Origin of the sequence: Allobosea sp. AK1, from assembly GCF_006714945.1 — a bacterium.
GTDB lineage: Bacteria > Pseudomonadota > Alphaproteobacteria > Rhizobiales > Beijerinckiaceae > Allobosea > Allobosea robiniae.
Genome location: NZ_VFMG01000001.1, coordinates 2,409,309 through 2,431,604, shown reverse-complemented (window position 1 = coordinate 2,431,604; position 22,296 = coordinate 2,409,309). Strand labels below are relative to the sequence as shown.

The window sequence follows — 22,296 nt, the reverse complement described above, 5'->3', positions numbered from 1 at the left end:
TCTCTCTAGGAATCTTATTTAAGAAATAGCGGGATGGATGGCCCGTCAGGCATGACGACACGCGAGACCCCTGCCCTGATCCGTGTGCTCGGCGGTGAAAGCCTGCCGACCCCTCCGGTCTGGCTGATGCGCCAGGCCGGTCGCTATCTGCCGGAGTACCGCGAGCTCAGGGCCAAGGCCGGCAGCTTTCTCTCGCTTTGCTACGATCCCGAGCTGGCCGCCGAGGTGACGCTCCAGCCGATCCGGCGCTTCGGCTTCGATGCCGCGATCCTGTTCGCGGATATCCTTCTCGTGCCGCAGGCGCTCGGCCAGAAGCTCTGGTTTGCCGAGGGCGAAGGACCGCGGCTTGAACCCGTGGCCGACGCGACCCGCCTGGCGGAGATCGATCGCGTCGCGGATCAGGCCAAGCTGGATTCGATCCCGGAGACCGTTCGCCGGGTCCGGGCTGCCCTGCCCCGCGAGACCGGCTTCATCGGCTTCTGCGGCGCGCCCTGGACCGTGGCGACCTATATGGTCGCCGGTCGGGGAACACCGGATCAAGCGCCGGCGAAGGAGCTTTTCGAACGCGACCCAGCCCTGTTTCAGGCGATCATCGACCGGATCGTGACCTCGTCCATCGCTTATCTGAACGCGCAAATCGCGGCGGGCGTCGATGCCGTCCAGATCTTCGACAGCTGGGCGGGTGCGCTCGGGCCGGAGGATTTCAAGCGCTGGTGCATCGCGCCGACGCGACGGATCGTCGAGGGCGTGCGCTCGTCACATCCGCAGGCGCGGATCATCGGTTTTCCGCGCGGGGCCGGGCACCTGATCCCGGACTATATCGCAGGCACGGGCGTCGACGCCGTCGGCCTCGAAACCGATATCGACCGGACCTTCGCGCGGAACGAGATCCAGTCCAGGGTCCCGGTGCAGGGCCATCTCGATCCGCTGGTGCTACGCGCCGGCGGTGACGCGCTGGAGCGGGAGGTGGATGCCATCCTGACAGCCTTCGGCGATCGGCCCTTCATCTTCAATCTCGGCCACGGCATTCTGCCGGATACGCCGATCGCGCATGTCGAGCGCTTGCTGAAACGGGTACGGGGCTGAGGGCTCAGGCAATGTACGAGTGGATCAAGGCTTTCCATGTCATGGCCGTCATCTCCTGGATGGCCGGCATGCTCTATCTGCCAAGGCTGATGGTCTATCACGCGGAGGCGCAGACCGGTTCGATCCAGTCCGAGACCTTCAAGATCATGGAGCGCCGGCTGCTCAAGGGCATCATCAACCCGGCGATGATCGCCACCTGGGTGCTGGGCCTCTACCTCGCCTGGTCCGCCTTCGGCTTCAAGGGTGGCTGGCTGCACGGCAAGCTGCTGCTCGTCTTCATCCTCTCCGGCATCCATGGCGTGCTGGTGAAGCACGTGCGTAACTTCGCGAACGACAGCAATGTGAAGTCGCCGCGCTATTTCCGCATTCTCAACGAGATCCCGGCGCTGCTGATGGTCGGCATCGTCATTCTCGTCATCGTGAAGCCGTTCTGAGGCCTTCTGCGCTTTCCTGCTTGAGCCCCGGGCCGATTCCCGCTATCAGGACGCTGCGCTTCTCCAGCGTCCTCCCTTGTTGTCGACTGTTCATGAGCCGCCTGCCTTAGCAGCAGCTCATGTCGCGCAACCCAAGCGCAGGTCCGGCCAGGACCGATAAGTCGATCAATCCAGTACCATCCCAACCCCTGCCGGTTCGCAGGGCGTTCATGATCCGGGTGCCCCATGCGGGAAATCAAGCTTCAAGAGCTCAAGAGCAAGTCGCCGACCGAACTCCTGGCCTTCGCCGAGGAAGTCGAGGTCGAGAACGCCAGCACCATGCGCAAGCAGGAGCTGATGTTCGCCATCCTGAAGCAGCTTGCGGCGCGCGAGACCGAGATCCTGGGCGAGGGCGTCGTCGAGGTCCTGCAGGATGGTTTCGGCTTCCTGCGCTCCTCCGATTCGAACTACCTGCCAGGGCCGGACGACATCTACGTTTCGCCGTCGCAGCTCCGCAAATTCGGCCTGCGCACCGGCGACACCGTCGAAGGGCCGATCCGCGGGCCGAAGGATGGCGAGCGCTATTTCGCCCTGCTCAAGGTCAACTCGGTCAATTTCGAGGACCCGGAGAAGATCAAGCACAAGATCCATTTCGACAACCTGACGCCGCTCTATCCGGACGAGCGCCTGAAGCTCGAAGTGCAGGACCCGACCAAGAAGGACTTCTCGCCGCGGGTCATCGATATCGTCGCGCCGATCGGCAAAGGCCAGCGTGCGCTGATCGTCGCGCCGCCGCGCACCGGCAAGACGGTTCTGCTTCAGAACATCGCCCAGTCGATCACCACCAATCATCCCGAGTGCTATCTGATCGTGCTGCTGATCGACGAGCGGCCTGAGGAAGTCACGGACATGCAGCGCTCGGTGAAGGGCGAGGTCGTCTCCTCGACCTTCGACGAGCCGGCCTCCCGTCACGTCCAGGTCGCGGAGATGGTGATCGAGAAGGCCAAGCGCCTGGTCGAGCATGGTCGTGACGTCGTCATCCTGCTGGACTCGATTACCCGGCTCGGCCGCGCCTACAACACCGTGGTGCCGTCTTCCGGCAAGGTCCTGACCGGTGGTGTCGATGCCAACGCCCTGCAGCGTCCCAAGCGCTTCTTCGGTGCGGCCCGCAATATCGAGGAAGGCGGCTCGCTGACGATCGTGGCGACCGCGCTGATCGATACGGGATCGCGCATGGACGAAGTGATCTTCGAGGAGTTCAAGGGCACCGGCAATTCCGAGATCATTCTCGACCGCAAGGTGGCCGACAAGCGGATCTTCCCGGCGATCGACATCATCAAGTCCGGCACCCGTAAGGAAGAGCTCATCACGCCGCGCTCGGATCTGCAGAAGACCTATGTGCTGCGCCGCATCCTCAATCCGATGGGCCCGCAGGACGCGATCGAGTTCCTGTTGGATAAGCTGCGCCAGACCAAGCAGAACTCGGAATTCTTCGATTCGATGAATACCTGACCGTCCGCACGACCGGTTTCGGCGTTCGATTCGCCGCCGTATCGACCCGACCAGGGTCGTGCGGCGGCGAAATTGTTTCAGCCTACCCGCAAACCCGACGCCCGGATGTCCGGCCGCATCGCGAAGCCGTCCGAGGTTTGACCTAAGACTCCGCCGCCCGGCTGCCGTCTCGACCGGCGGCATCGAGCCTCGTGCAGGACACAGCCCGGCTCCGTCATCGATTCGGCAGCGAAACGGCGGCCTGCCATGTCTCGCGCAGCAAGCAGCGCACGCCCGGCTGACCGGGCTCTCCGGCCACTTGCGCGATGGAACGCTATCGGTGCGAAGCAGTACTACCTGCGGCGACCGCCCCGCCGATTGTCGATCCGCCGATCTTGTTCAGCCCATTGAAGATATTGAATTTTCTCGACGGGAAACGCTTGCTGCCGCGGTAGTGCCAGATGGCTGGAAATGCCGGTAGTGCCGGGTAGTGCCGTAATCTCGGGCATATGGGGATCGGGGCGGACGCAGCTTCGAGAGCGCCGCGTGTTGGCGGGTTCAGGTTCTGGCGAGACCGATTGCGGGAGCGGAAGGCGAGGTCCTGTCTGCTTTGCGGCTGACTTGATGTTGGCGAAGGCCTCGTTCATGACGGCTGCGGTCGCAGGGCTCGCGGAGGAACTCGACAAACAATGACGGGCTCGGACATCCATCCCACCATCGTGGCCCTGTCATCGGCGCCGGGCAAAGCCGGAGTGGCGGTGATCCGCGTTTCTGGAAGCCGGACTCGATTCGTTCTCGAAACGATTGCAGGAATCATACCCGAGCCCCGTGTCGCGACCCTGCGAAGGCTGGTCGATGCCGGAGGCGAGACGATCGATAGCGCGCTCGTCCTGTTCTTCGCCGCCCCTGCCAGCTTCACCGGAGAGGACGTTGCCGAGTTCCACGTCCATGGCTCGCGTGCCGTTCTGGCCCGCCTCCTTGCCATTCTGACCGCCTTGCCCGGCGTGAGGCTGGCCGAAGCCGGAGAGTTCACGCGGCGGGCCTTTGAAGCGGGAAAGCTTGATCTGGCCGCGGTCGAGGGACTGGCGGACCTGATCGATTCGGAAACGGAATGGCAGCGCCAGCAGGCGCTGCGCCAGATGGACGGGGCCTTGAGCGGCTTCGCCACGAGCTGGCGCAATGCGCTGATCGATGCCATGAGCTTGCTTGCGGCCGAATTGGATTTCTCCGACGAGGGCGACGTCTCCGGCCCGCTACAACAGCAGGCGCAGGCGCTGGCGGGAGAGGTGCTGGCCTCGCTGCGCGTGGCGCTGGGTAGCTTTGCCATGGGCGAGCGCGTCCGCGAAGGCTTCGTAGTGGTGCTGGCCGGACCGCCCAATGCCGGCAAGTCCAGCCTCCTCAATGCATTGGCCCGGCGCGACGTCGCGATTGTCTCGCCGATTGCGGGGACGACGCGCGACATCCTGGAGGTGCGGCTGGATCTGGCGGGGCTGCCGGTCATTCTGATCGATACCGCGGGCTTGCGCGACAGCGTCGATCCGATCGAGGCTGAAGGCGTCCGGCGCGCCCGGGCGCTGGTCGCGCGAGCGGATCTCGTTGTCGCGCTGCGTGGAGTCGATTCGGAGCCGTATCGAGTCGAGAGCACGGCCGAATTGCTTCAGATCGCTACGAAAGCTGACCTTCCGGGGCTGGTCCTGCCCGGGGAACGGGCGATTTCCGTCAAGACCGGTGCGGGTTTGACCGATCTGCTTGCCGAGATCGTCACACGTCTTCAGCAGCTTGGATCGGGCGAGCCGGCTCTCCTGACCCGCGAACGCCATCGCATTGCTGTTGCCGATGCAGTTGCCGCGCTCGAGCGGGCGGTGATGGCGGGCCACGGACAGGGAGAATTGCTGGCCGAGGATATCCGTGTGGCCGTCGTCGCGCTCGAGCGGCTTGTAGGCCGGATCGACATGGAGGACGTGCTCGACAGGCTTTTCGCGGGATTTTGCATCGGAAAGTGAGGCGGCGGCCGGGATCGGCCCGCGCTCTCCGCGATTGTCGTTGACCCGCCCGCCGGGCTTCGCTAGCGAAATCGCATGTCAATTCATCGGCAGCATTACGACGTGATCGTCGTCGGCGGCGGTCATGCCGGAGCCGAAGCCGCCGCCTCTGCGGCGCGCTACGGTGCGCGCACGGCCCTGGTGACGCACAAGCCGGAAACGATCGGCGTCATGTCCTGCAACCCCGCCATCGGCGGGCTCGGCAAGGGACATCTCGTTCGCGAGATCGACGCGCTCGACGGCATCATGGCGCGGGCCGCCGATCTGGGCGGTATCCAGTTCCGCATGCTCAATCGCCGGAAGGGCCCGGCTGTTCGGGGTCCCCGCGCCCAGGCGGATCGCAAGCTCTATCGGCAGGCCGTTCAGGACCTGCTGGCGGCGCAATCCAATCTCGATATCCTCGCCGGCGAGGTTTTCGACCTGGAGGTGGAAGCTGGCCGCGTTGTCGGCGTGATCCTGGCGGATGGTCGTCGATTCGCAACCGGAACGGTCGTGCTGACGACCGGCACCTTCCTCCGCGGCCTCATCCATATCGGCGAGAAGCGAATTCCGGCCGGGCGCGTTGACGAGGCGCCCTCGCTCGGCCTTTCCGCAACGCTGGAGCGCCATGGCTTTCCGCTTGGGCGCCTGAAGACCGGGACGCCGCCCCGCCTTGACGGGCGCAGCATCGATTGGGCCGCGCTCGAGATGCAGCCCGGCGATGAGCCGCCCGAGCCTTTTTCGGCGCTGACGACCGCGATCACCAATCCGCAGATTTCATGCGGGATCACGCGGACGACGCTGGCGAGCCACGATCTCATCCGGGCCAATCTGCATCGCGCACCGATGTTCTCCGGTCAGATCGAGGGGCGGGGGCCGCGCTATTGTCCGTCGATCGAGGACAAGGTCGGGCGCTTCGGAGATCGCGACGGCCATCAGATCTTCCTCGAACCCGAGGGGCTCGACGACGACACGGTCTATCCGAACGGCATTTCGACTTCGCTTCCCGAAGACGTCCAGCTCGACCTGCTGAAGACGATTCCTGGCCTGGATCGAGCCGCGATGCTGCGGCCGGGATACGCGATCGAGTATGATTTCGTCGATCCGCGCGCCTTGAAGAATACGCTCGAGACGCGAGCGATCGCGGGGCTGTTCCTCGCCGGCCAGATCAACGGCACGACGGGCTATGAGGAGGCTGGTGCGCAGGGCTTGCTGGCCGGCCTCAATGCCGCGCGCATGGCTGGCGGGGCGGAGCCAGCTGTGCTCGATCGGACGCAGTCCTATATCGGCGTGCTCGTAGACGACCTCGTGACACATGGCGTTACGGAGCCGTATCGAATGTTTACCTCGCGGGCGGAATTCCGCCTGTCTTTGCGCGTCGACAATGCCGATGAACGATTGACGCCGCTAGGCTTGCAGCTTGGCATCGTCGGGTCGGCCCGGCAGTCGGCTTTTGAAGCGCGCAATCGGGACATCTCGGCGCTGCGCGAGATGCTGAAAGGCTTCTCGCTGACGCCGCAGCAGGCGCAAGCTGTCGGTCTGCAGCTCAATCACGATGGGTCGCGGCGCAGCGCCTACCAGATCTTGTCCTATCCGGATGTCACGTTCGAGCAGCTGTCTTCGGTCTGGCCGGAGCTGACCGACTATGCCGCTCCGGTCGTGGCGCGGGTAACGGCGGATGCGGTCTATTCCGTCTATCTCGACCGGCAGGCGGCCGAGATCCAGGCCTATCGCCGCGACCAGTCCCTGAAGGTTCCGGCCGATCTCGATCTTGACGCGATTTCGGGTCTGTCGAACGAACTGAAACTCAAGCTGGCGGCCCAGCGCCCCGCCGACCTAGCCCAGGCGGGCCGGATCGAGGGGATGACGCCGGCCGCCCTGACCCTGCTGGCGGTCCATGCCCGGAAGGGCCGTGCCGCTGCGTTTTCCACAGGTTCGACGTGACTGTTGATAAGGGCGACAGGCAACGCGCTTTGCGCTTGACGCCTGTTTCACGTGAAACAGAGGAGCGCCTGGCGCTTCTGGTGGCAGAGCTCGGGCGCTGGCAGGCCGCGAAAAACCTCGTCTCCTCGGCGACGCTCGCCGAGGTCTGGACGCGGCATATCGCGGATTCGCTGCAGATCTTCGGATTGGCCGAGGGGCGCGAGCGCTGGCTGGATCTCGGCTCCGGCGGCGGTTTTCCGGGGCTGGTGATCGGCATCTGCCTGGCCGAGCAGGGCAAGGGCCAGATCGACCTGGTCGAGAGCAATGCCCGGAAATGTGCGTTTCTGCGCCATGCCGCCCGCATCACCGGCGCTCCGGTCAAGGTCCATGCGGCCCGTATCGAAGATGTGATCGGCGATTTCACCGGCAAGGTCGATGTGGTGACGGCCCGCGCGCTGGCGCCCCTGCCCCAATTGCTCGGCTGGTGCGAAGAGCTGTTGAGAACCGGCACGCTCGGTCTCTTTCCCAAGGGACAACATCTAGATGCGGAATTGACCGACTCAGCCAGATATTGGAAGATTCAGGCGACAACGGTTTCCTCCGTGACTGATGATGCCGCGCGAATCCTGGTGGTGCGCTCGGCCGAGAGACGAGCCGATCGATGACTGAGCTCACATCCGTGACGACACCGCGCCGCCCGCGCGTGATCGCGCTCGCGAATCAGAAGGGCGGGGTCGGCAAGACGACGACCGCGATCAATCTCGGCACGGCCCTGGCGGCTATCGGCGAGAAGGTGCTGATCGTCGACCTCGATCCGCAGGGAAACGCTTCAACGGGGCTTGGCGTCGACCGCCGCAACCGCAAATCCTCGACCTATGACGTGCTCTGCGGCGATGTCGGGCTCGGGCAGGCTTTGCAGCCGACGGCGGTTCCCGGCCTGTCACTGGCGCCCTCGACGCTCGATCTGCTCGGCGTCGAACTCGAGATCGCCTCCTCCAAGGACCGGGCGCATCGCCTCAAGAATGCGATCGACGAGCTGGTCTACGACCAGCGTTGCCAGGACCTGACCTATATCCTGATCGATTGCCCGCCCTCGCTCAGCTTGATCACCATCAACGCGATGACGGCTTCGGATGCGGTGCTGGTGCCGCTGCAATGCGAGTTCTTCGCGCTGGAAGGCCTGAGCCAGCTGCTCAAGACGGTCGAGCAGGTCAAGGCCGGCCTCAATCCGCGCCTGATCATCCAGGGCGTCGTGCTGACGATGTTCGACCCCCGCAACAACCTGTCGGGTCAGGTTATGGCGGATGTGAAGAGCTTCCTGGGCGACAAGGTCTATGAGACCGTGATCCCCCGTAATGTGCGGATCTCCGAGGCGCCGTCCTATGGCAAGCCGGCGCTGCTCTACGATCTGCGCTGCTCGGGATCGCAGGCCTATCTGCGACTGGCTTCGGAAGTGATCAAGCGCGAGCGCGCTTTGCGGGCCGCGGCCTGAGTTTACAAGTTAGAGATTGATGAGGATGGCGATGGCCGAAGAACAGGGGCGTTCCCGCCTTGGCCGCGGTCTGGCGGCGCTGATCGGCGATGTCGGCGACGAGATCGGGGCGATCGAGCGGGCGCGCGGGCAGCGCCGCGTTCCCGTCGAATTCCTGCGGCCGAGCGCCCGCAATCCGCGCCGCAATTTCGTGGAAGTGGATCTCGACGACCTGACGGCCTCGATCCGCGAGCGCGGCATTCTGCAGCCCATCATCGTTCGTTCCATTCCCGGAATGATGGACGCTTACGAGATAATCGCCGGCGAGCGCCGCTGGCGTGCGGCGCAGCGGGCCGAATTGCACGACGTTCCGGTTATTCTGGTCGAAGCCGATGATCGCGAGGCGCTGGAGATCGCCATCGTCGAGAATGTGCAGCGCACGGATCTCAACGCGATCGAGGAAGCGGCCGGCTATGAGAGGCTGATCGCCGAATTCAACTATACGCAGAACGACCTGGCGCGCGTCATCGGCAAGAGCCGCAGCCATGTCGCCAACACCCTGCGCCTGTCGAAACTGCCCGAGCCGGTGCGCAAGCTGGTCAGCGAGGGCGCGGTGTCGGCCGGCCATGCTCGTGCGCTCCTGTCCGTTTCGGACCCGGAATTCATGGCGCAGAAGATCATCGACGATGGTCTGAGCGTTCGCGATATCGAGCGTATCGTGCAGGAAGAGGCGCGCGGCGAGACCAAGAGTGCCGTGCCGAGCAAGCCGAAGGCTGTGAAGGACCCGGATACGCGGGCCCTCGAGAAGGCGCTGGAGGAGGCGCTCGGCCTATCCGTCTCGATCGGGCATCGGGCGAACGGCGCGGGCGAGGTCAAGATCGGCTACAAGACGCTCGAACAGCTCGACGCGCTCTGCCATCGCCTGAAGTCCTGAGCTACTCCGCTCTAGCGGCACGCCCGAGCCGGGCCAGTGTCCAGAGGGCGCGGGTCGCAATGGCCCGACCCATCTCGGCATTCTGTCGTGTCGCCAGCACCGCATTGCCCAGAAGGCCGATGGCCTCGCCCAGTTTTGCGCTGGACCAGGCGTTCAACGCGGCTTCCGTGGTCGCGATACGCGGATAGGGCAGGCGCATCGTCGCGACGACATCCCGGACGCCGCGCCCGGCATCGATGCTCTGGCGGGCCTTCAGCAGCGTGATGGCCTGCCGCAGGACGGCGCCGAGCATCACGCCGGGGTCTAGCCCCTCGCTGCTGAGCTTGGCCTGGGCGAGGTCGAGCACCGGCAGCTTTCCCGCGAAAACCGCATCGACCAGCATCGCCTGCTCCCGTTGCGCGGTGTCGCCGACGATGGCATCGACATGCTCGACCTGAACGGCCGGGTCCATGCCGACATAGAGCAGCAGCTTCTCGATCTCGCGGCGCGAGGTCTGGCGGTCGCCGCCGAGCAGTCCCGTCAGGTGGTCGCGCGTCGTCCGGTCGATCGACTTGCCGGCCCCGCGGACCATGTCGTCGATGATCGAGCCGAGGTCGCGCGCTGCATCGCCATAACAGGGCACGGCGAGTGCCGTCTTTGCCTTCTCGCAGGCCGTGCGGACGGGGTTGTTGCGCTGCAGATCGCCGGCTTCGACGATGACCAGCGCATCCTGCGAGGGCGTGGCCAGCAGCGGCGCCAGGGCGGGCAGCAATGGCTTCGAGGTCGGCGAGACGCGGATGGCGCGACGGCCGCCGAAAAGGCCGATCGTGTTGGCCTCGTCGGCGAGCTTCAGCGGATCGGAAGCGACAGCGTCGCCGTCCATCCTGACGAGCTGGAAAGCGTCCTGAGGGTCATCGACGCTGGCCCGGGCGAGGCCTGCCGCACGTTCCGAGACGAGGCCGGCATCGGGGCCGTAGATCAGGATCAGCCGCCAGGCGGGATCGAGTCGTGCGAGGCTGCGCTCGGCCTCGTGCGCCTTGATCGCAACCATGGCGCGTCAGGAAGTGAGGTCGGCGGCGATCTGGCCCCGGACGATGGTGGCGAGGTTCTTCGCCGCGCGAACCTGTGCATCGCGCGCCGCGCGCACGGTGGCGAAGCGCTGCGAGGACCGCTCATAGGGAACGCGGACGGAGTTCGTGCCGGAGGCGAGGACCTCGGCGGTGCCGTTTCGGGTGAGCTTCCAGGTCGCGGTCGCCACCAGCACGGCCGAATCGGCGCGGCCATTGGCGTAGTCGACCGTGACGACCTGGACCGATTCGGATATCGCGGCCTCGAGCTTCGCGGTCTTCTGCGCATCCGGCTCGCCGCTGCCGTCGAGCTCGAAGACCAGCTCGTTGCGGAAATAATGGCCGATCAGGCCTTTGATCTCGGGGATTTCGATGCCGCGCAGCGCCGTCTTGACGCTGCCGCCCATCGTACTGGTGGTGTAGTCGGAATAGAGCGGCTGGAAACAGCCGCCGGCAAGGCCCGCGACCGTCAGCACGGCCGCGAGCAGGAAGCGGCGGGAGAGAGCGGCTTCAGACGACGACATTCACGATTCTCCCGGGAACCACGATGATCTTGCGGGTCGCACGTCCCTCGAGGGCCCGCTGAACGGCCTCGCTGGCGCGCACGGCCGCTTCCACGGCCACTGTATCGGCATCGGCGGCCACGGTCACTTCCGCACGCTTCTTGCCGTTGATCTGGACCGGCAGGGTAAGCTGATTGTCCTTCAACAGCGCCGGATCGACCTCTGGCCAGGAAGCCTCGCCGGCAAGGCCCTGCAGGCCCAGCACATGCCAGCATTCCTCGGCCAGATGCGGCATCATCGGCGCCACAAGCTGGGTGATGATCGTGGCAGCCTCAAGGAGCGCGAAGGCGATATCGGCATCGAGCTCGGGCTTCTCGGCCGCACCGTCCAACGCCTTACCGATGGCGTTGGTCAGCGTGTAGATATGCGCGACGCAGCGATTGAAGCCGAGCCGCTCGATATCGGCGCCGACCGCGTCGAGCGCGCGGTGGCTTGCCTTGCGCAGCGCCAGCGCGCCGTCGCCGATCGCGGCGGGCTTGCCGGCCTTGCCGCCGGTGCGCTCCGCGATCTCCGCAACCATGCGCCAGAGACGCTGGACGAAGCGGGCGGCGCCCTGCACGCCCTCGTCCGTCCAGATCACATCGCGATCCGGCGGCGAATCCGAGAGCATGAACCAGCGGGCGGTATCGGCGCCGTAGGAGGCGATGATGTCGTCGGGGTCCACGACGTTCTTCTTGGACTTCGACATCTTCTCGATCGAGCCGATTTCGATCGGCGCGCCGGTGTCGACGTCGAAGCCGCGCCGGTCGGTGCCGGAAACCTCGATGCGGACATTGCCCGGCTCGACCCAGTCGCCATTGGCGGCGCGATAGGTCTCGTGCACGACCATGCCTTGCGTGAACAGGCCGGCGAAGGGCTCGTCCAGGCCGGCATGGCCGGTCTTCTTCATCGCGCGGGTGAAGAAGCGCGAATAGAGCAGGTGCAGGATCGCGTGCTCGACGCCGCCGATATACTGGTCGACCGGCAGGAAGCGATCCACTGCCTTGCGGTCGGTCGGGCTCTCGGTGCGCCACGGATCGGTGAAGCGGGCAAAATACCAGGACGAATCGACGAAGGTGTCCATCGTGTCCGTCTCGCGGCGGGCATCCTTGCCGCATTGCGGACAGGCGACATGCTTCCAGCTCGGATGATGGTCGAGCGGGTTGCCGGGCTTCTCGAAGGAAACATCGTCCGGCAGCGTGACCGGTAGCTCGGCATCCGGTACCGGCACCGTTCCGCAGGCGGAACAGTGGATGACCGGGATCGGGCAGCCCCAGTAGCGCTGGCGCGAGATGCCCCAGTCGCGCAGGCGGAAATTGACCTTGCGCTGGCCGACCGGACGGTTGCCGCGGGTTTCGCCTTCAAGCCGGCGGGCGATCTCTTCCTTGGCTTCCGCGATGGTCAGACCGTCGAGGAAGCGGGAATTGATCATGCGGCCGTCGCCGTCATAGGCGGTGTCGGTGATGACGAAGCTCGCGGGATCGGTGCCCTCGGGCGCGACAACCGGAATATTGCCGAGACCGTATTTGTTGACGAAGTCGAGGTCGCGCTGGTCATGCGCCGGGCAGCCGAAGATGGCGCCGGTGCCGTATTCCATCAGGACGAAGTTCGCGACATAGACCGGCAGCGTCCAGTTCGGATCGAGCGGATGGACAGCGCGCAGGCCGGTGTCGAAGCCGAGCTTCTCGGCCTTGTCGATCGCTTCCTGCGCCGTGCCGGTGCGCTTGCACTCGTCGATGAAGGCCTGCAGCGACGGGCTCTTCGCTGCGATCGACCTGGCGATCGGGTGATCGGGCGCGATGGCGACGAATTTGGCGCCGAACAGCGTGTCCGGGCGGGTCGTGTAGACTTCGACCTCGTCCTGCCCGGCCCCGTTCGATTCGAGAGCGAAACGAACCAGCAGACCTTCCGAGCGGCCGATCCAGTTCTTCTGCATCAGCCGGACCTTTTCGGGCCAGCGGCTCAGGCCGTCGAGCGCGTCGTTCAGTTCCTGGCCGTATTCGGTGATCTTGAAGAACCACTGGGTCAGTTCGCGGATCTCGACCAATGCGCCCGAGCGCCAGCCGCGGCCGTCGATGACCTGCTCGTTCGCCAGCACGGTCTCGTCGACCGGGTCCCAGTTGACCTTGGCCGTCTTGCGGTCGACCAGCCCGGCCTTCAGGAAGTCCAGGAACATCTTCTGCTGGTGGCGATAATAGCTGGGGTCGCAGGTCGCGAGCTCGCGACTCCAGTCGAGCGACAGGCCCATCGATTTGAGCTGCTTGCGCATCGTCGCGATGTTCTCATAGGTCCACTCGCGCGGATGAACCCTCTTCTGCTTGGCGGCGTTCTCGGCCGGCAGGCCGAAAGCGTCCCAGCCCATCGGATGCAGCACCGAAAAACCCTTGGCGCGCTTGTAGCGCGCGACCACGTCGCCCATCGCGTAGTTGCGGACATGGCCCATATGGATGCGGCCCGACGGATAGGGAAACATCTCGAGGACGTAGTAGCTCGGCCGCGTATCGTCGTTCTTCGTCTCGAAAAGCTTGCGCTCCTCCCAGACGGTGCGCCATTTCGGCTCGGACTCTTTCGGATTGTAGCGTTCGACGGCCATGTCAGCGGGCAATTCTTGCGGGTTTGCCGGCTCCCGGAGGCAGGCCGGCGCAGGGGCTGAATGCAAAAACCGGATGTCGGAATCTTGCAACCTGCTCTAGGACACCATTGCGCGCACGCGGTCAACGGCGCCCACGGCATGAGAGGCTGGCAGATGAGCGATACGGTTACGCGTTTGGCAGAAATTCGGGCGGCGATCGGCCGCGCCGAGCGCGATTTCGGGCGTGAAGCTGGCTCGGCCGCGCTGGTCGCGGTCTCCAAGACCAAGCCGGCCGAGCAGATCATCGAGGTGCTCGAAGCAGGCCAGCGCATCTTCGGCGAAAACTATGTCCAGGAAGCCAAGGCGAAGTGGCCGGCGCTGAAGGAGCGCTTCCCGGACGCCGAATTGCACATGATCGGCCCGCTGCAGTCGAACAAGGCACGCGAGGCGGTCGAGCTCTTCGACGTCATCCAGTCGCTCGACCGCGAGAGCCTGGCGAAGGAGATCGCACGCGAGATCGCCCGGGTGGGCAAGACCCCGCGGCTCTTCGTCCAGGTCAACACAGGTGAGGAAGCGCAGAAGGGCGGCGTCATGCCCGCTGAGACGGATGCCTTCATCGCTCGCTGCCGCGAGGTTCATGGCCTCGCGATCGAGGGATTGATGTGCATTCCGCCGGCGGACGAGCCGCCCTCGCCGCATTTTGGGCTGCTCGCCAAGATCGCCGCTCGCAACGGGCTCGAGGGCCTGTCGATGGGCATGAGCGCCGATTACGAGGCGGCGATCCAGCTCGGCGCGACCTATGTGCGCGTCGGCAGCGCGATTTTCGGGGCGCGGGGCTAGGTCTTCATCGGCTCGCCGACATCGATGCGGTTGCCGTCCGGGTCTTCGAAGACGAAGGCCCGCAGGCCGTAATCCTTGTCGCGCAGGCCCTTGACGATGCGCAGGCCGCGCGCGCGGATCACGGCGTGCACGGCGTCGATATCCTCGACCATCATATGCGCGACGTTGAAGGGCGCGGCCTTGTGCCCGGGCTGGAGCGTCAGGTGCAGTTCGGCGGCGTCGCGCTTCAGGATCATGAAGCCGACGGGATCGCCGTTCTCGAAGGTTTTCCGGAAGCCCAGGGCGCCGATGTAGAAGTCGCAGGCGCGGGCCATGTCGGCGACGGGCAGCATGGCGGCAATCCGCCCGAAGCGGAACGAGGAAACCGAATCAGTCATCGCTAATCTCTGGCTGGGATGGCGCCGCGTCGCGGGACGGTGCCCGGGAGCGCAGCTGCCTGATCCGAAGATATGATCGAGACGGTGCCCGCGTCTCTCCTAGCTCACCTCACCAGGATCCGGCAATGGCGCGCCAGCCGCGGCAGCAGTTTGGCGAAGACATGGCCCTCGACGGCGACGCAGCCGGCGGTCGGGGTGAAGCCGGCGCGGGCGAGATGCCAGAAGATCGCGCTGCCGCGTCCGCGCTGCACGGGCCGGTCGTTCCAGCCGAGCTCGACGATCACATCATAGAGATGATCCTCGCGCTGCAGGCGCTCCTCGGCCTCGCCGGGCGGGCGGTCGATCAGGCGGTTGTAACGGCGATCTTTCTGATCGTCGCACCAGGCGTCGCGCGGCCCGATCCGCTTCAGCGGCAGGAGCGTGCGGGGGCGGGAAAGGCGGTCGGCCCGGTAGAAAACGCCGCGCAGCGGCAGATTCGTGCGCGGCGTGCGGCCATCGCCCTCGCGCTTCACGGTACCGATGCCCGAGCGGCCGAGCGCGCAGGGGAAGACTGCGCCGCCGGCAACGAGGAAGCCCTTGCGCCGGTCATGGACCGAGGCGAAGACGCGCAGCGAGGTCAGGTTGCGCGGTCCGCCATGCGGCGCGGCTGTATGGTTCGAGCGGTTTCTCACGGGAATTCCAGGCGGCCTCACTTGCGATGACGACTCAGCAGGCTCATGTTGCCGCAACCCTTCCGTCCGAGCGATCCGTCCATGTCCGCCGTCCATCATATCCTGCTCGTTGATGACGACCAGACCCTGCGCGACACTTTGTCCGAGCAACTGGCCCTCTACGAGGAGTTCCGGCTGTCGACGGCCGAGAACGCGACGGCGGCCATCAAGGCCGTGCAGGGCGAGCGCGTGGACCTTGCCGTGATGGATGTCGGCCTGCCCGACATGGATGGGCGCGAGGCCGTCAAGGTGATGCGCAAGAACGGCTTCAAGAGCCCGGTCGTGATGCTGACGGCACAGGGCTCGGATGCCGATACCGTGCTCGGACTCGAGGCCGGCGCCAACGACTATGTGGTCAAGCCGTTCAAGTTCGCGGTGCTGCTGGCGCGCATCCGCGCGCATCTGCGCCAGCACGAGGCGAGCGAGGACGCCATTTTTCAGGTTGGCCCCTACACGTTTCACCCGGGATCGAAGCTGCTCGTCAGCGAGAAGGGCTCCAAGACCAAGCTGACCGAGAAGGAAACGGCGATCCTGCGCTTCCTCTACCGCGCCGGCCGCAAGCCGATCGCGCGAGAGGTTCTTCTGCAGGAAGTCTGGGGTTATAACAGCCAGGTGACGACCCATACGCTCGAAACCCATATCTACCGGCTGCGCCAGAAGATCGAACCGGATCCCGGCAATGCCCGGCTGCTGGTCACCGATGCCGGCGGTTACCGGCTGAATCCCTGACGAATGGCGCTCGACGAGGACATGGCCCTACTGGCCCGGCAGCCGCTGCTGAGCCTGATGGATCGCGATGCGCTGAGACTGCTCGCCTTCGCGGCCGAAAGCCGCATCCTGCGTGCCGGCGACGTTTTGTTCCGCGCCGGCGAACCATCGGATGGCGCCGTGCTGGTGGTGTCCGGTGCCGTCGCGCTGACGATGCAGGACGATGGGAAGCCGGCGAGCGAGATCGTCGGGCCCGGAGCGTTGATCGGCGAGCTTGCGCTTTTCACCTCCGTCCCACGGCAGGTCACGGCGATCGCGCGCGAGCCGACGCAGGTGATGCGGCTGCCGCGCAGCGTGATGCGCCGCGTTCTCGGCGAATCGCCGGATTCGGCCGAGGCGATCGCTGCTGCGATCGGGGATCGGCTGCGGGGCTTCGTCGGTGAGCTCTCCGCCGTCCAGGAAGCGCTGAGCGCGATCGATCGGAAGTAAGCTGTCCGCTCAGGACGATGGCGGATGCCGGGCAGCACGGATCGCGGCGAAGCGCGGCCAGAGGATGTTGATGCACAGCCCGGACATGACGAGCGCGGCTGCGGCGAACTTCCAGCCCGGCAGAGGCTCCCCGAGCCAGATCGCCGCGGCACCCATGCCGAAGATTGGCACAAGCAAAGCCGTCGGCGCGACGGTTGCGGCGGCATAGCGCGAGAGCAGCCAGCCCCAGACCGCATAGCCGAACATGACGTTGCCGACCGCCTGCCAGATCGCCGCGGCCCAGGCGACGGCGGGAGCATGGGTGAGACCGTCGCGGATCGCCGGCCAGCCCTCGATCATCAAGGACAGCGCGACCAGCGGCGGGATCGCGAACAGGCTGGTCCAGACGACATAGGCGAGCATGTCGACCTTGGGCGTGCTGCGCGCGACGATGTTGCCGGCAGCCCAGCAAACGGCCGCGCCGAGTACCAGGATGATGCCGAGCGGCGTGGTCGAGCCGTCGGTGTGCCAGAGGATGACGCCGATTCCGACACCGGCGAGGAGGAGGCCAGCGATCTGGAAGGGCTGCACGCGCTCATGCGTGATCGCGGCTGCCAGCAGGATCGTGAAGAAGGGCTGCGATTGCACCACGAGCGAGGCAAGGCCCGGCGCGATAGAACCCTTGATCGCGAAGAAGAGCAGGCCGAACTGGCCGGCGCCGATCAGCACGCCATAGGCGGCGAGCTTGCTCCAGGGCGCGTCCGGCCGCTTGAGGAAGAACACCGCTGGCAGCAGCGCAAAGGTGAAGCGCAAGGCGGCGAAGAGCAGCGGCGGGAAATGCTCGACGCCGATATGGATGACGACGAAATTCGTGCCCCAGACGACCATCACCGCCAGCGTGAGCAGCGCGTCTCGGAATGAGAGTGTCGTGGGGAGAGCTGGCTGCACGGGACTGGCTTCGCCTGACGTTTCGCGAAGGCCAGTAACATGCGGAACGACCCCGTCGTTAGGGCGGGCCGGCATGGCTGAGGGGCCCGCGCGACATGGAAAGCCGCGGTCGGAGCCCCTCAGAGTTCCAGCGTCACCGTGACCGGGACATGGTCGGAGGGGCGCTCCCAGCCGCGGGCCTCGCGCAGGAAGGTGAGGTCGCGCAAAGCCGGCTTCAGCGCGTCCGAGAGCCAGATATGGTCGAGCCGGCGGCCTTTGTTGGAGGCTGCCCAGTCCTGCGCGCGGTAGCTCCACCAGGAATAGAGCTTTTCAGGCTCGGGGCGCAGCGTGCGCGCCGCGTCGGTCCAGCCGAGCTCGCTGCGCAGCTTCTCCAGCGTCGTCGTCTCGATCGGAGTGTGGCTGACCACGTCGAGCAGCTGCTTGTGGCTCCAGACATCGTGCTCATAGGGCGCGATGTTGAGGTCGCCGACGAGGATCGCGGGCCGGTCGGTCGGCTTCTTCGTCACGCCCCAGGTGCCGATCTCGTCGAGGAAGGCGAGCTTGTGGGCGAATTTGTCGTTCTTCGCGGGGTCGGGGATGTCGCCGCCGGCGGGGATGTAGAAATTATGGATGGCGATGCCGGCGGCGGGGCCGGCCGCCTTGTCGAGCGTCACCGTCATATGCCGGGCATCGTTGCGGCCGCACATCGACATCGCCTCCTTTTCGCTGAAGGGCAATTTCGAGACGATGGCGACGCCGTTATAGCCCTTCTGGCCGATGAAGGCCTGGTGGACATAGCCGAACTGGTGGAAGGCCTTGGCCGGGAACTGCTCGTCCGGCGTCTTGGTCTCTTGCAGGCAGAGCACGTCGGGGGCGTAGGTGGCGAGGTACTCGCCGACCATGCCGATGCGCAGGCGGACGGAATTGATGTTCCAGCTGGTGACGGTGAGTTGCACGCGAGGATTCCGGCGGTGAGGAGGCCGGAAACTGGGTCGCCCGGGCCCAAAAGGCAAGCCGTTTTCGGCCTGCCGGGCGCCGTCAGAGCTTGCGCTGGTAGTCGATCACGAAATTCTGCGGATCGGGCCGGCGGCGAGTGTCAAGATTGTAAAGCGAGATCGACGTCTCGTAGCCCTGCGGGTCGACGACGACCCATTGCCTGAGCTCGTTGGCGACGAGGTCGAATTTCAGCGTGATCTTGGAGGTGCCGCCCAGCGTCGAACGGTCCTCCAGCCGGACCGTGAGCAGGTCGCCATCGACGCTGGCGCCCTTGAGCGTACCTTCGCGCGCCAGGTCCATCTTCTCGCGCACGAGGAACTTCAACGGCGTCTGGCCGATCGAGTAGATGTCCTGCGTCGCGAGGCGCTTGTCGCGGATGGCGACGGAGGTGCCGTCCGCGATCACCTCCGTGGTCGTCGGCGGCTCGTATTCGAAGCGCATCTTGCCGGGGCGCTGGATATAGATGCGCCCCTCCAGGCGCCGCCCGTTGGAGGCGTGCTGGATGAAGTTGCCCTGCAAGGTGGTGAAGCTGTTGAGATAGGCATTCAGCCGCTCGACGGCCTCTTCCTGCGTCGCGGGGGCGACTTGCCTGCCTTTGACGGGAGCAGCAGCGGACTTCGCCGCCTCAGCCGTCGGGGCTGCCACGGCAGGGGCGTTCGAGGCGGCAGCCTGAACCGCAGGGGCTTCCGTGGCGGCGCCGCGCGCCTGGCCGAGCCCCGGCGGCCGGGGTGGCGGTAGAACGAGGCGCGGTGCGGCCGGTTTCGCGGCCGCGGGCTTCGGCGGCTGAAGCTGAAGCGGCTGGGCCGCCAGCGGGGCAGCCGCCAGCGCGCAGCCGACGATCGTCGTCAGCAGGACCGAAGCCCGAACGGTCGGGGTCAATCTGTCGAGCAAGGCTGCTCCATTCCTTGTGCCGCGGCCATCCCTGCCGAAAGCCTGAACGATCGCTGGTGCGGGAGTCGAGGCCGTTCCCGACCTCATCTGCCTATTCCAACGTCTGGTCTACTGCGGAGGTTGCAGCATCGTCATGGCAATTTGAGGACTGGCGCCGGTGCCTGCAAGGGCGGGCGGCCCTCGCAAGCCTCATTCGTCGTGCTGATTCTGGCTCTCGACGAGAATTTCGCGTTTCCCTGCGTGGTTAGCGGGTCCGACGATGCCCTCGTTCTCCATGCGCTCCATGATCGAGGCGGCGCGGTTGTAGCCGATCTGGAGGCGGCGCTGGATATAGGAGGTCGAGGCCTTCTTGTCGCGCAGCACGACCGCCACAGCCTGCTCGTAGGGGTCGTCGCTCTCGACCGAGCCCATGCCGGTCTTGTCGAAGACGGCACCATCCTCGTCCTCGCCGGCTTCCTCCTCCTCGGAGGTGACGGCATCGAGATATTGCGGCCGGCCTTGCGTCTTGAGATGGGCCACGACCTTCTCGACCTCGCTGTCCGAGACGAAGGGGCCGTGGACGCGGGTGATGCGCCCGCCACCGGCCATGTAGAGCATGTCGCCTTGGCCGAGCAGCTGCTCGGCGCCCATCTCGCCGAGGATCGTGCGCGAGTCGATCTTGCTCGTGACCTGGAAGGAGATGCGGGTCGGGAAGTTCGCCTTGATCGTGCCGGTGATGACGTCGACCGAGGGGCGCTGGGTCGCGAGCACGACATGGATGCCGGCGGCACGCGCCATCTGGGCGAGACGCTGGATCGTGCCCTCGATCTCCTTGCCGGCGACCATCATCAGGTCGGCCATCTCGTCGACGATGACGACGATATAGGGCAGAGGCTCGAGGTCCATGACCTCCTCCTCGTAGATCGCCTCGCCGGAATGCTTGTCGAAGCCGGTCTGGACGGTCCGGGTGATCACCTCGCCGGCGGCCTTGGCCTCGCCGACCCGGGCATTGAAGCCGTCGATGTTGCGCACCGAGAGCTTCGACATCTTCTTGTAGCGCTCTTCCATCTCGCGCACCGCCCATTTGAGGGCGACGACCGCCTTTTTGGGATCGGTGACGACGGGGGTGAGCAGATGCGGGATGCCGTCATAGACGGAGAGCTCCAGCATCTTGGGATCGACCATGATCAGGCGGCACTCCTCCGGCTTCAGCCGGTAGAGGATCGAGAGGATCATGGTGTTGATCGCGACGGACTTGCCCGAGCCGGTGGTGCCGGCGACGAGCAGATGCGGCATGCGGGCGAGATCGGCGATCACCGGTTCGCCGCCGATGGTCTTGCCGAGGCAGAGCGCGAGCTTGTGCTTGGTCGCCTCGAAATCCTGGCTGGCCAGCAACTCGCGCAGGAAGACGGTCTCGCGGCGGGTGTTGGGCAGTTCGATGCCGATCGCGTTCTTGCCCTGCACCACCGCGACGCGCGCCGATACCGCGCTCATCGAACGCGCGATGTCGTCGGCGAGAGAGATCACCCGGGAGGATTTCGTGCCCGGCGCAGGCTCAAGCTCGTACAAGGTCACGACCGGACCAGGGCGCACCTGCGAGATTTCGCCGCGCACGCCGAAATCCTCGAGCACGCCTTCGAGCAGCGTGGCGTTCTGCTCCAGCGCATCGGTCGAGACCGCGTTCGCTGCGACCTTCTTCGGCTCGGCCAGATAGGTCAGCGGCGGCAATTCGAACGAGTCGCGGTCGAGCAGGGAGGGCTGGGCCTCGCGCTGCATGCGCTTGCCGGGCTTCGGCGCGGCGCGCGGCATGGCCACGCGCGGAGCGTTGAGATCGCGCAGATCCTGCGGCTCGTCGTCGAGATCGAAAGGTGCGTCGTAATCGTCGGTCGCCCGGCCGGGCGTGGTGGGGCGGGCACCGGGCAGGGGCTCGGGATCGAAATCGGGCAGGCCGCGGCGCCCGGCCGGCGCCTCGCCGAATTGCGGCTCGCGGCGAACGCGGCCGTTGTCACGGGTCGGAACCAGGCCGGTATCGACGGCCGGCTCGGGCGGCTGCGGCAGGCGGCGCAGGATCGCGGCCCGCAGCGCCATCGCGCCATGGGCGAGCCAGCCGATCAGGATGACGGCGATGCCGGGCTCGTCGTCGCGGCGCTCGTCGCTGTCGGACCAGTTGTCCTCGGCCTCGTCGCTGTCGAGAACCGGGTCCTCGTCGGTGACGAAGCCGAAGCCGGCGGCGGCGGTGACGGCGAGAATGGCGATGCCGGCATAGAGGAAGCCGACAAGGCTGCCGACGGCTCCGCCGGCGATGCCCGCAATATTGCGCGTGCCGAAGAGCAGGCCGTCGCCGATCACGCCGCCCATGCCGGTGGGCAGCGGCCAGCGCGGGGTCGCGGGCAGGGCGCTGGCGACGGCGGCAGTCGCAGCGACGCCGATGACCCAGAGGCCGAGCTTCAGCGCGCCACGATCGAAGATGTGGAAGCGGACGAGCCGGAGCGCCCAGATCACCGGCGGAAACAGCAGGGCGATGACGCCGAGGCCGATGAGCTGCATCAGGAGATCGGCGACCATGGCGCCGGGGCGGCCGAGCCAGTTGCGGATGGCGCCGCTGGTGGCGTTGTTGAGACTGGGGTCGTCGACCGACCAGCTCGCCAGCGCCGTGGAGATGGCGATCATCAGGGCGAGAACGCCCATTCCGGTCAGCTCCGAGGCGCGGCGCGACAGGAACTCGCGCACCGGGTCAGGCAGGCGGTCCATGAGCGATTGGGAGCGGCGGATCGTGCGCATGCGGTTTCGGGTCTTGTCCGGACTGTCGGGCCGCACCATTCGGCCATCAGCGGAAGGTTAGGAAGCCGAGGTTAAGACCCGCTTAACCTTGAACCGCGCTCGCCGGTTCCTGCCGCCGAT

Annotated in this window: 20 protein-coding genes; 11 read left to right on the top strand and 9 right to left on the bottom strand. The window is 66.0% G+C overall.

The window, feature by feature from the left end; genetic code table 11:
* Positions 1-51: 51 nt before the first annotated feature.
* From hemE to FHT98_RS12000, 8 genes are all read left to right on the top strand, one after another.
* Positions 52-1,086, top strand: a complete 1,035-nt coding sequence (hemE, locus tag FHT98_RS12035) for a uroporphyrinogen decarboxylase (RefSeq protein WP_142114166.1) — start codon at positions 52-54, stop codon at positions 1,084-1,086.
* Between the two features lie 11 nt (positions 1,087-1,097).
* Positions 1,098-1,520 (top strand): protoporphyrinogen oxidase HemJ, encoded by a 423-nt coding sequence (gene hemJ / locus FHT98_RS12030; protein ID WP_061966667.1) that lies wholly within the window; start codon positions 1,098-1,100, stop codon positions 1,518-1,520.
* A 225-nt stretch (positions 1,521-1,745) separates the two neighbouring features.
* Positions 1,746-3,011, top strand: coding sequence for a transcription termination factor Rho (gene rho, locus FHT98_RS12025; RefSeq protein WP_061966668.1), 1,266 nt, complete (start codon positions 1,746-1,748; stop codon positions 3,009-3,011).
* A 668-nt stretch (positions 3,012-3,679) separates the two neighbouring features.
* Positions 3,680-4,993: a tRNA uridine-5-carboxymethylaminomethyl(34) synthesis GTPase MnmE gene (gene mnmE, locus FHT98_RS12020; RefSeq protein WP_142114165.1), complete on the top strand. Its 1,314-nt coding sequence runs from the start codon at positions 3,680-3,682 to the stop codon at positions 4,991-4,993.
* Between the two features lie 75 nt (positions 4,994-5,068).
* Positions 5,069-6,955 (top strand): tRNA uridine-5-carboxymethylaminomethyl(34) synthesis enzyme MnmG, encoded by a 1,887-nt coding sequence (gene mnmG / locus FHT98_RS12015; RefSeq protein WP_142114164.1) that lies wholly within the window; start codon positions 5,069-5,071, stop codon positions 6,953-6,955.
* A complete protein-coding gene (rsmG, locus tag FHT98_RS12010) occupies positions 6,952-7,599 on the top strand; it encodes a 16S rRNA (guanine(527)-N(7))-methyltransferase RsmG (protein WP_142114163.1) in 648 nt (215 codons plus the stop codon). The genes mnmG and rsmG overlap by 4 nt, the downstream gene beginning before the upstream one ends.
* Positions 7,596-8,426: a ParA family protein gene (locus tag FHT98_RS12005; protein ID WP_061966672.1), complete on the top strand. Its 831-nt coding sequence runs from the start codon at positions 7,596-7,598 to the stop codon at positions 8,424-8,426. Before rsmG ends, FHT98_RS12005 begins: the two co-directional genes overlap by 4 nt.
* Positions 8,427-8,457: 31 nt before the next feature.
* Positions 8,458-9,339 carry a ParB/RepB/Spo0J family partition protein gene (locus FHT98_RS12000; protein ID WP_185745135.1) on the top strand — a complete coding sequence of 294 codons (882 nt, stop codon included), beginning with the start codon at positions 8,458-8,460 and terminating at the stop codon, positions 9,337-9,339.
* 1 nt (position 9,340) lies between these two features.
* Here FHT98_RS12000 and holA read toward each other — a convergent pair whose 3' ends face one another.
* From holA to leuS, 3 genes are read right to left on the bottom strand one after another with little or no spacing between them, the layout of a single operon-like run.
* Entirely contained in the window at positions 9,341-10,369 is a 1,029-nt protein-coding gene (gene holA / locus FHT98_RS11995) for a DNA polymerase III subunit delta (protein WP_142114162.1), read from the bottom strand.
* Between the two features lie 6 nt (positions 10,370-10,375).
* Entirely contained in the window at positions 10,376-10,909 is a 534-nt protein-coding gene (locus FHT98_RS11990; protein ID WP_091862769.1) for an LPS assembly lipoprotein LptE, read from the bottom strand.
* A complete protein-coding gene (leuS, locus tag FHT98_RS11985; protein ID WP_142114161.1) occupies positions 10,896-13,520 on the bottom strand; it encodes a leucine--tRNA ligase in 2,625 nt (874 codons plus the stop codon). The genes FHT98_RS11990 and leuS overlap by 14 nt, the downstream gene beginning before the upstream one ends.
* A 153-nt stretch (positions 13,521-13,673) precedes the next feature.
* On the opposite strand from leuS, the gene FHT98_RS11980 reads away from it, so the two are divergent.
* Positions 13,674-14,339, top strand: coding sequence for a YggS family pyridoxal phosphate-dependent enzyme (locus tag FHT98_RS11980; RefSeq protein ID WP_142114160.1), 666 nt, complete (start codon positions 13,674-13,676; stop codon positions 14,337-14,339).
* On the opposite strand, the gene FHT98_RS11975 is transcribed toward FHT98_RS11980, so the two are convergent.
* Together FHT98_RS11975 and FHT98_RS11970 are read right to left on the bottom strand one after the other, a co-directional pair.
* Positions 14,336-14,716, bottom strand: coding sequence for a glyoxalase superfamily protein (locus FHT98_RS11975; protein WP_113586697.1), 381 nt, complete (start codon positions 14,714-14,716; stop codon positions 14,336-14,338). The two genes, FHT98_RS11980 and FHT98_RS11975, sit on opposite strands and share 4 nt — an antisense overlap.
* Positions 14,717-14,820: 104 nt before the next feature.
* Positions 14,821-15,387, bottom strand: a complete 567-nt coding sequence (locus FHT98_RS11970) for a L,D-transpeptidase family protein (RefSeq protein WP_061966679.1) — start codon at positions 15,385-15,387, stop codon at positions 14,821-14,823.
* A gap of 81 nt (positions 15,388-15,468) precedes the next feature.
* On the opposite strand from FHT98_RS11970, the gene FHT98_RS11965 reads away from it, so the two are divergent.
* Together FHT98_RS11965 and FHT98_RS11960 are read left to right on the top strand one after the other, a co-directional pair.
* Positions 15,469-16,155 carry a response regulator transcription factor gene (locus FHT98_RS11965; protein WP_061966680.1) on the top strand — a complete coding sequence of 229 codons (687 nt, stop codon included), beginning with the start codon at positions 15,469-15,471 and terminating at the stop codon, positions 16,153-16,155.
* 3 nt (positions 16,156-16,158) lie between these two features.
* On the top strand, positions 16,159-16,623 hold the full coding sequence (locus tag FHT98_RS11960) for a cyclic nucleotide-binding domain-containing protein (protein WP_061966681.1): 465 nt from the start codon (positions 16,159-16,161) through the stop codon (positions 16,621-16,623).
* Between the two features lie 9 nt (positions 16,624-16,632).
* On the opposite strand, the gene FHT98_RS11955 is transcribed toward FHT98_RS11960, so the two are convergent.
* The 4 genes from FHT98_RS11955 to FHT98_RS11940 form a co-directional block, all read right to left on the bottom strand.
* Positions 16,633-17,550: an EamA family transporter gene (locus FHT98_RS11955; RefSeq protein WP_248309206.1), complete on the bottom strand. Its 918-nt coding sequence runs from the start codon at positions 17,548-17,550 to the stop codon at positions 16,633-16,635.
* Between the two features lie 119 nt (positions 17,551-17,669).
* Positions 17,670-18,485, bottom strand: a complete 816-nt coding sequence (gene xth, locus FHT98_RS11950; RefSeq protein WP_142114158.1) for an exodeoxyribonuclease III — start codon at positions 18,483-18,485, stop codon at positions 17,670-17,672.
* Positions 18,486-18,567: 82 nt separating this feature from the next.
* Positions 18,568-19,416: a LolA family protein gene (locus tag FHT98_RS11945; RefSeq protein WP_185745134.1), complete on the bottom strand. Its 849-nt coding sequence runs from the start codon at positions 19,414-19,416 to the stop codon at positions 18,568-18,570.
* A gap of 189 nt (positions 19,417-19,605) precedes the next feature.
* Positions 19,606-22,176, bottom strand: a complete 2,571-nt coding sequence (locus FHT98_RS11940; protein ID WP_142114156.1) for a DNA translocase FtsK — start codon at positions 22,174-22,176, stop codon at positions 19,606-19,608.
* Positions 22,177-22,296: the final 120 nt, after the last annotated feature.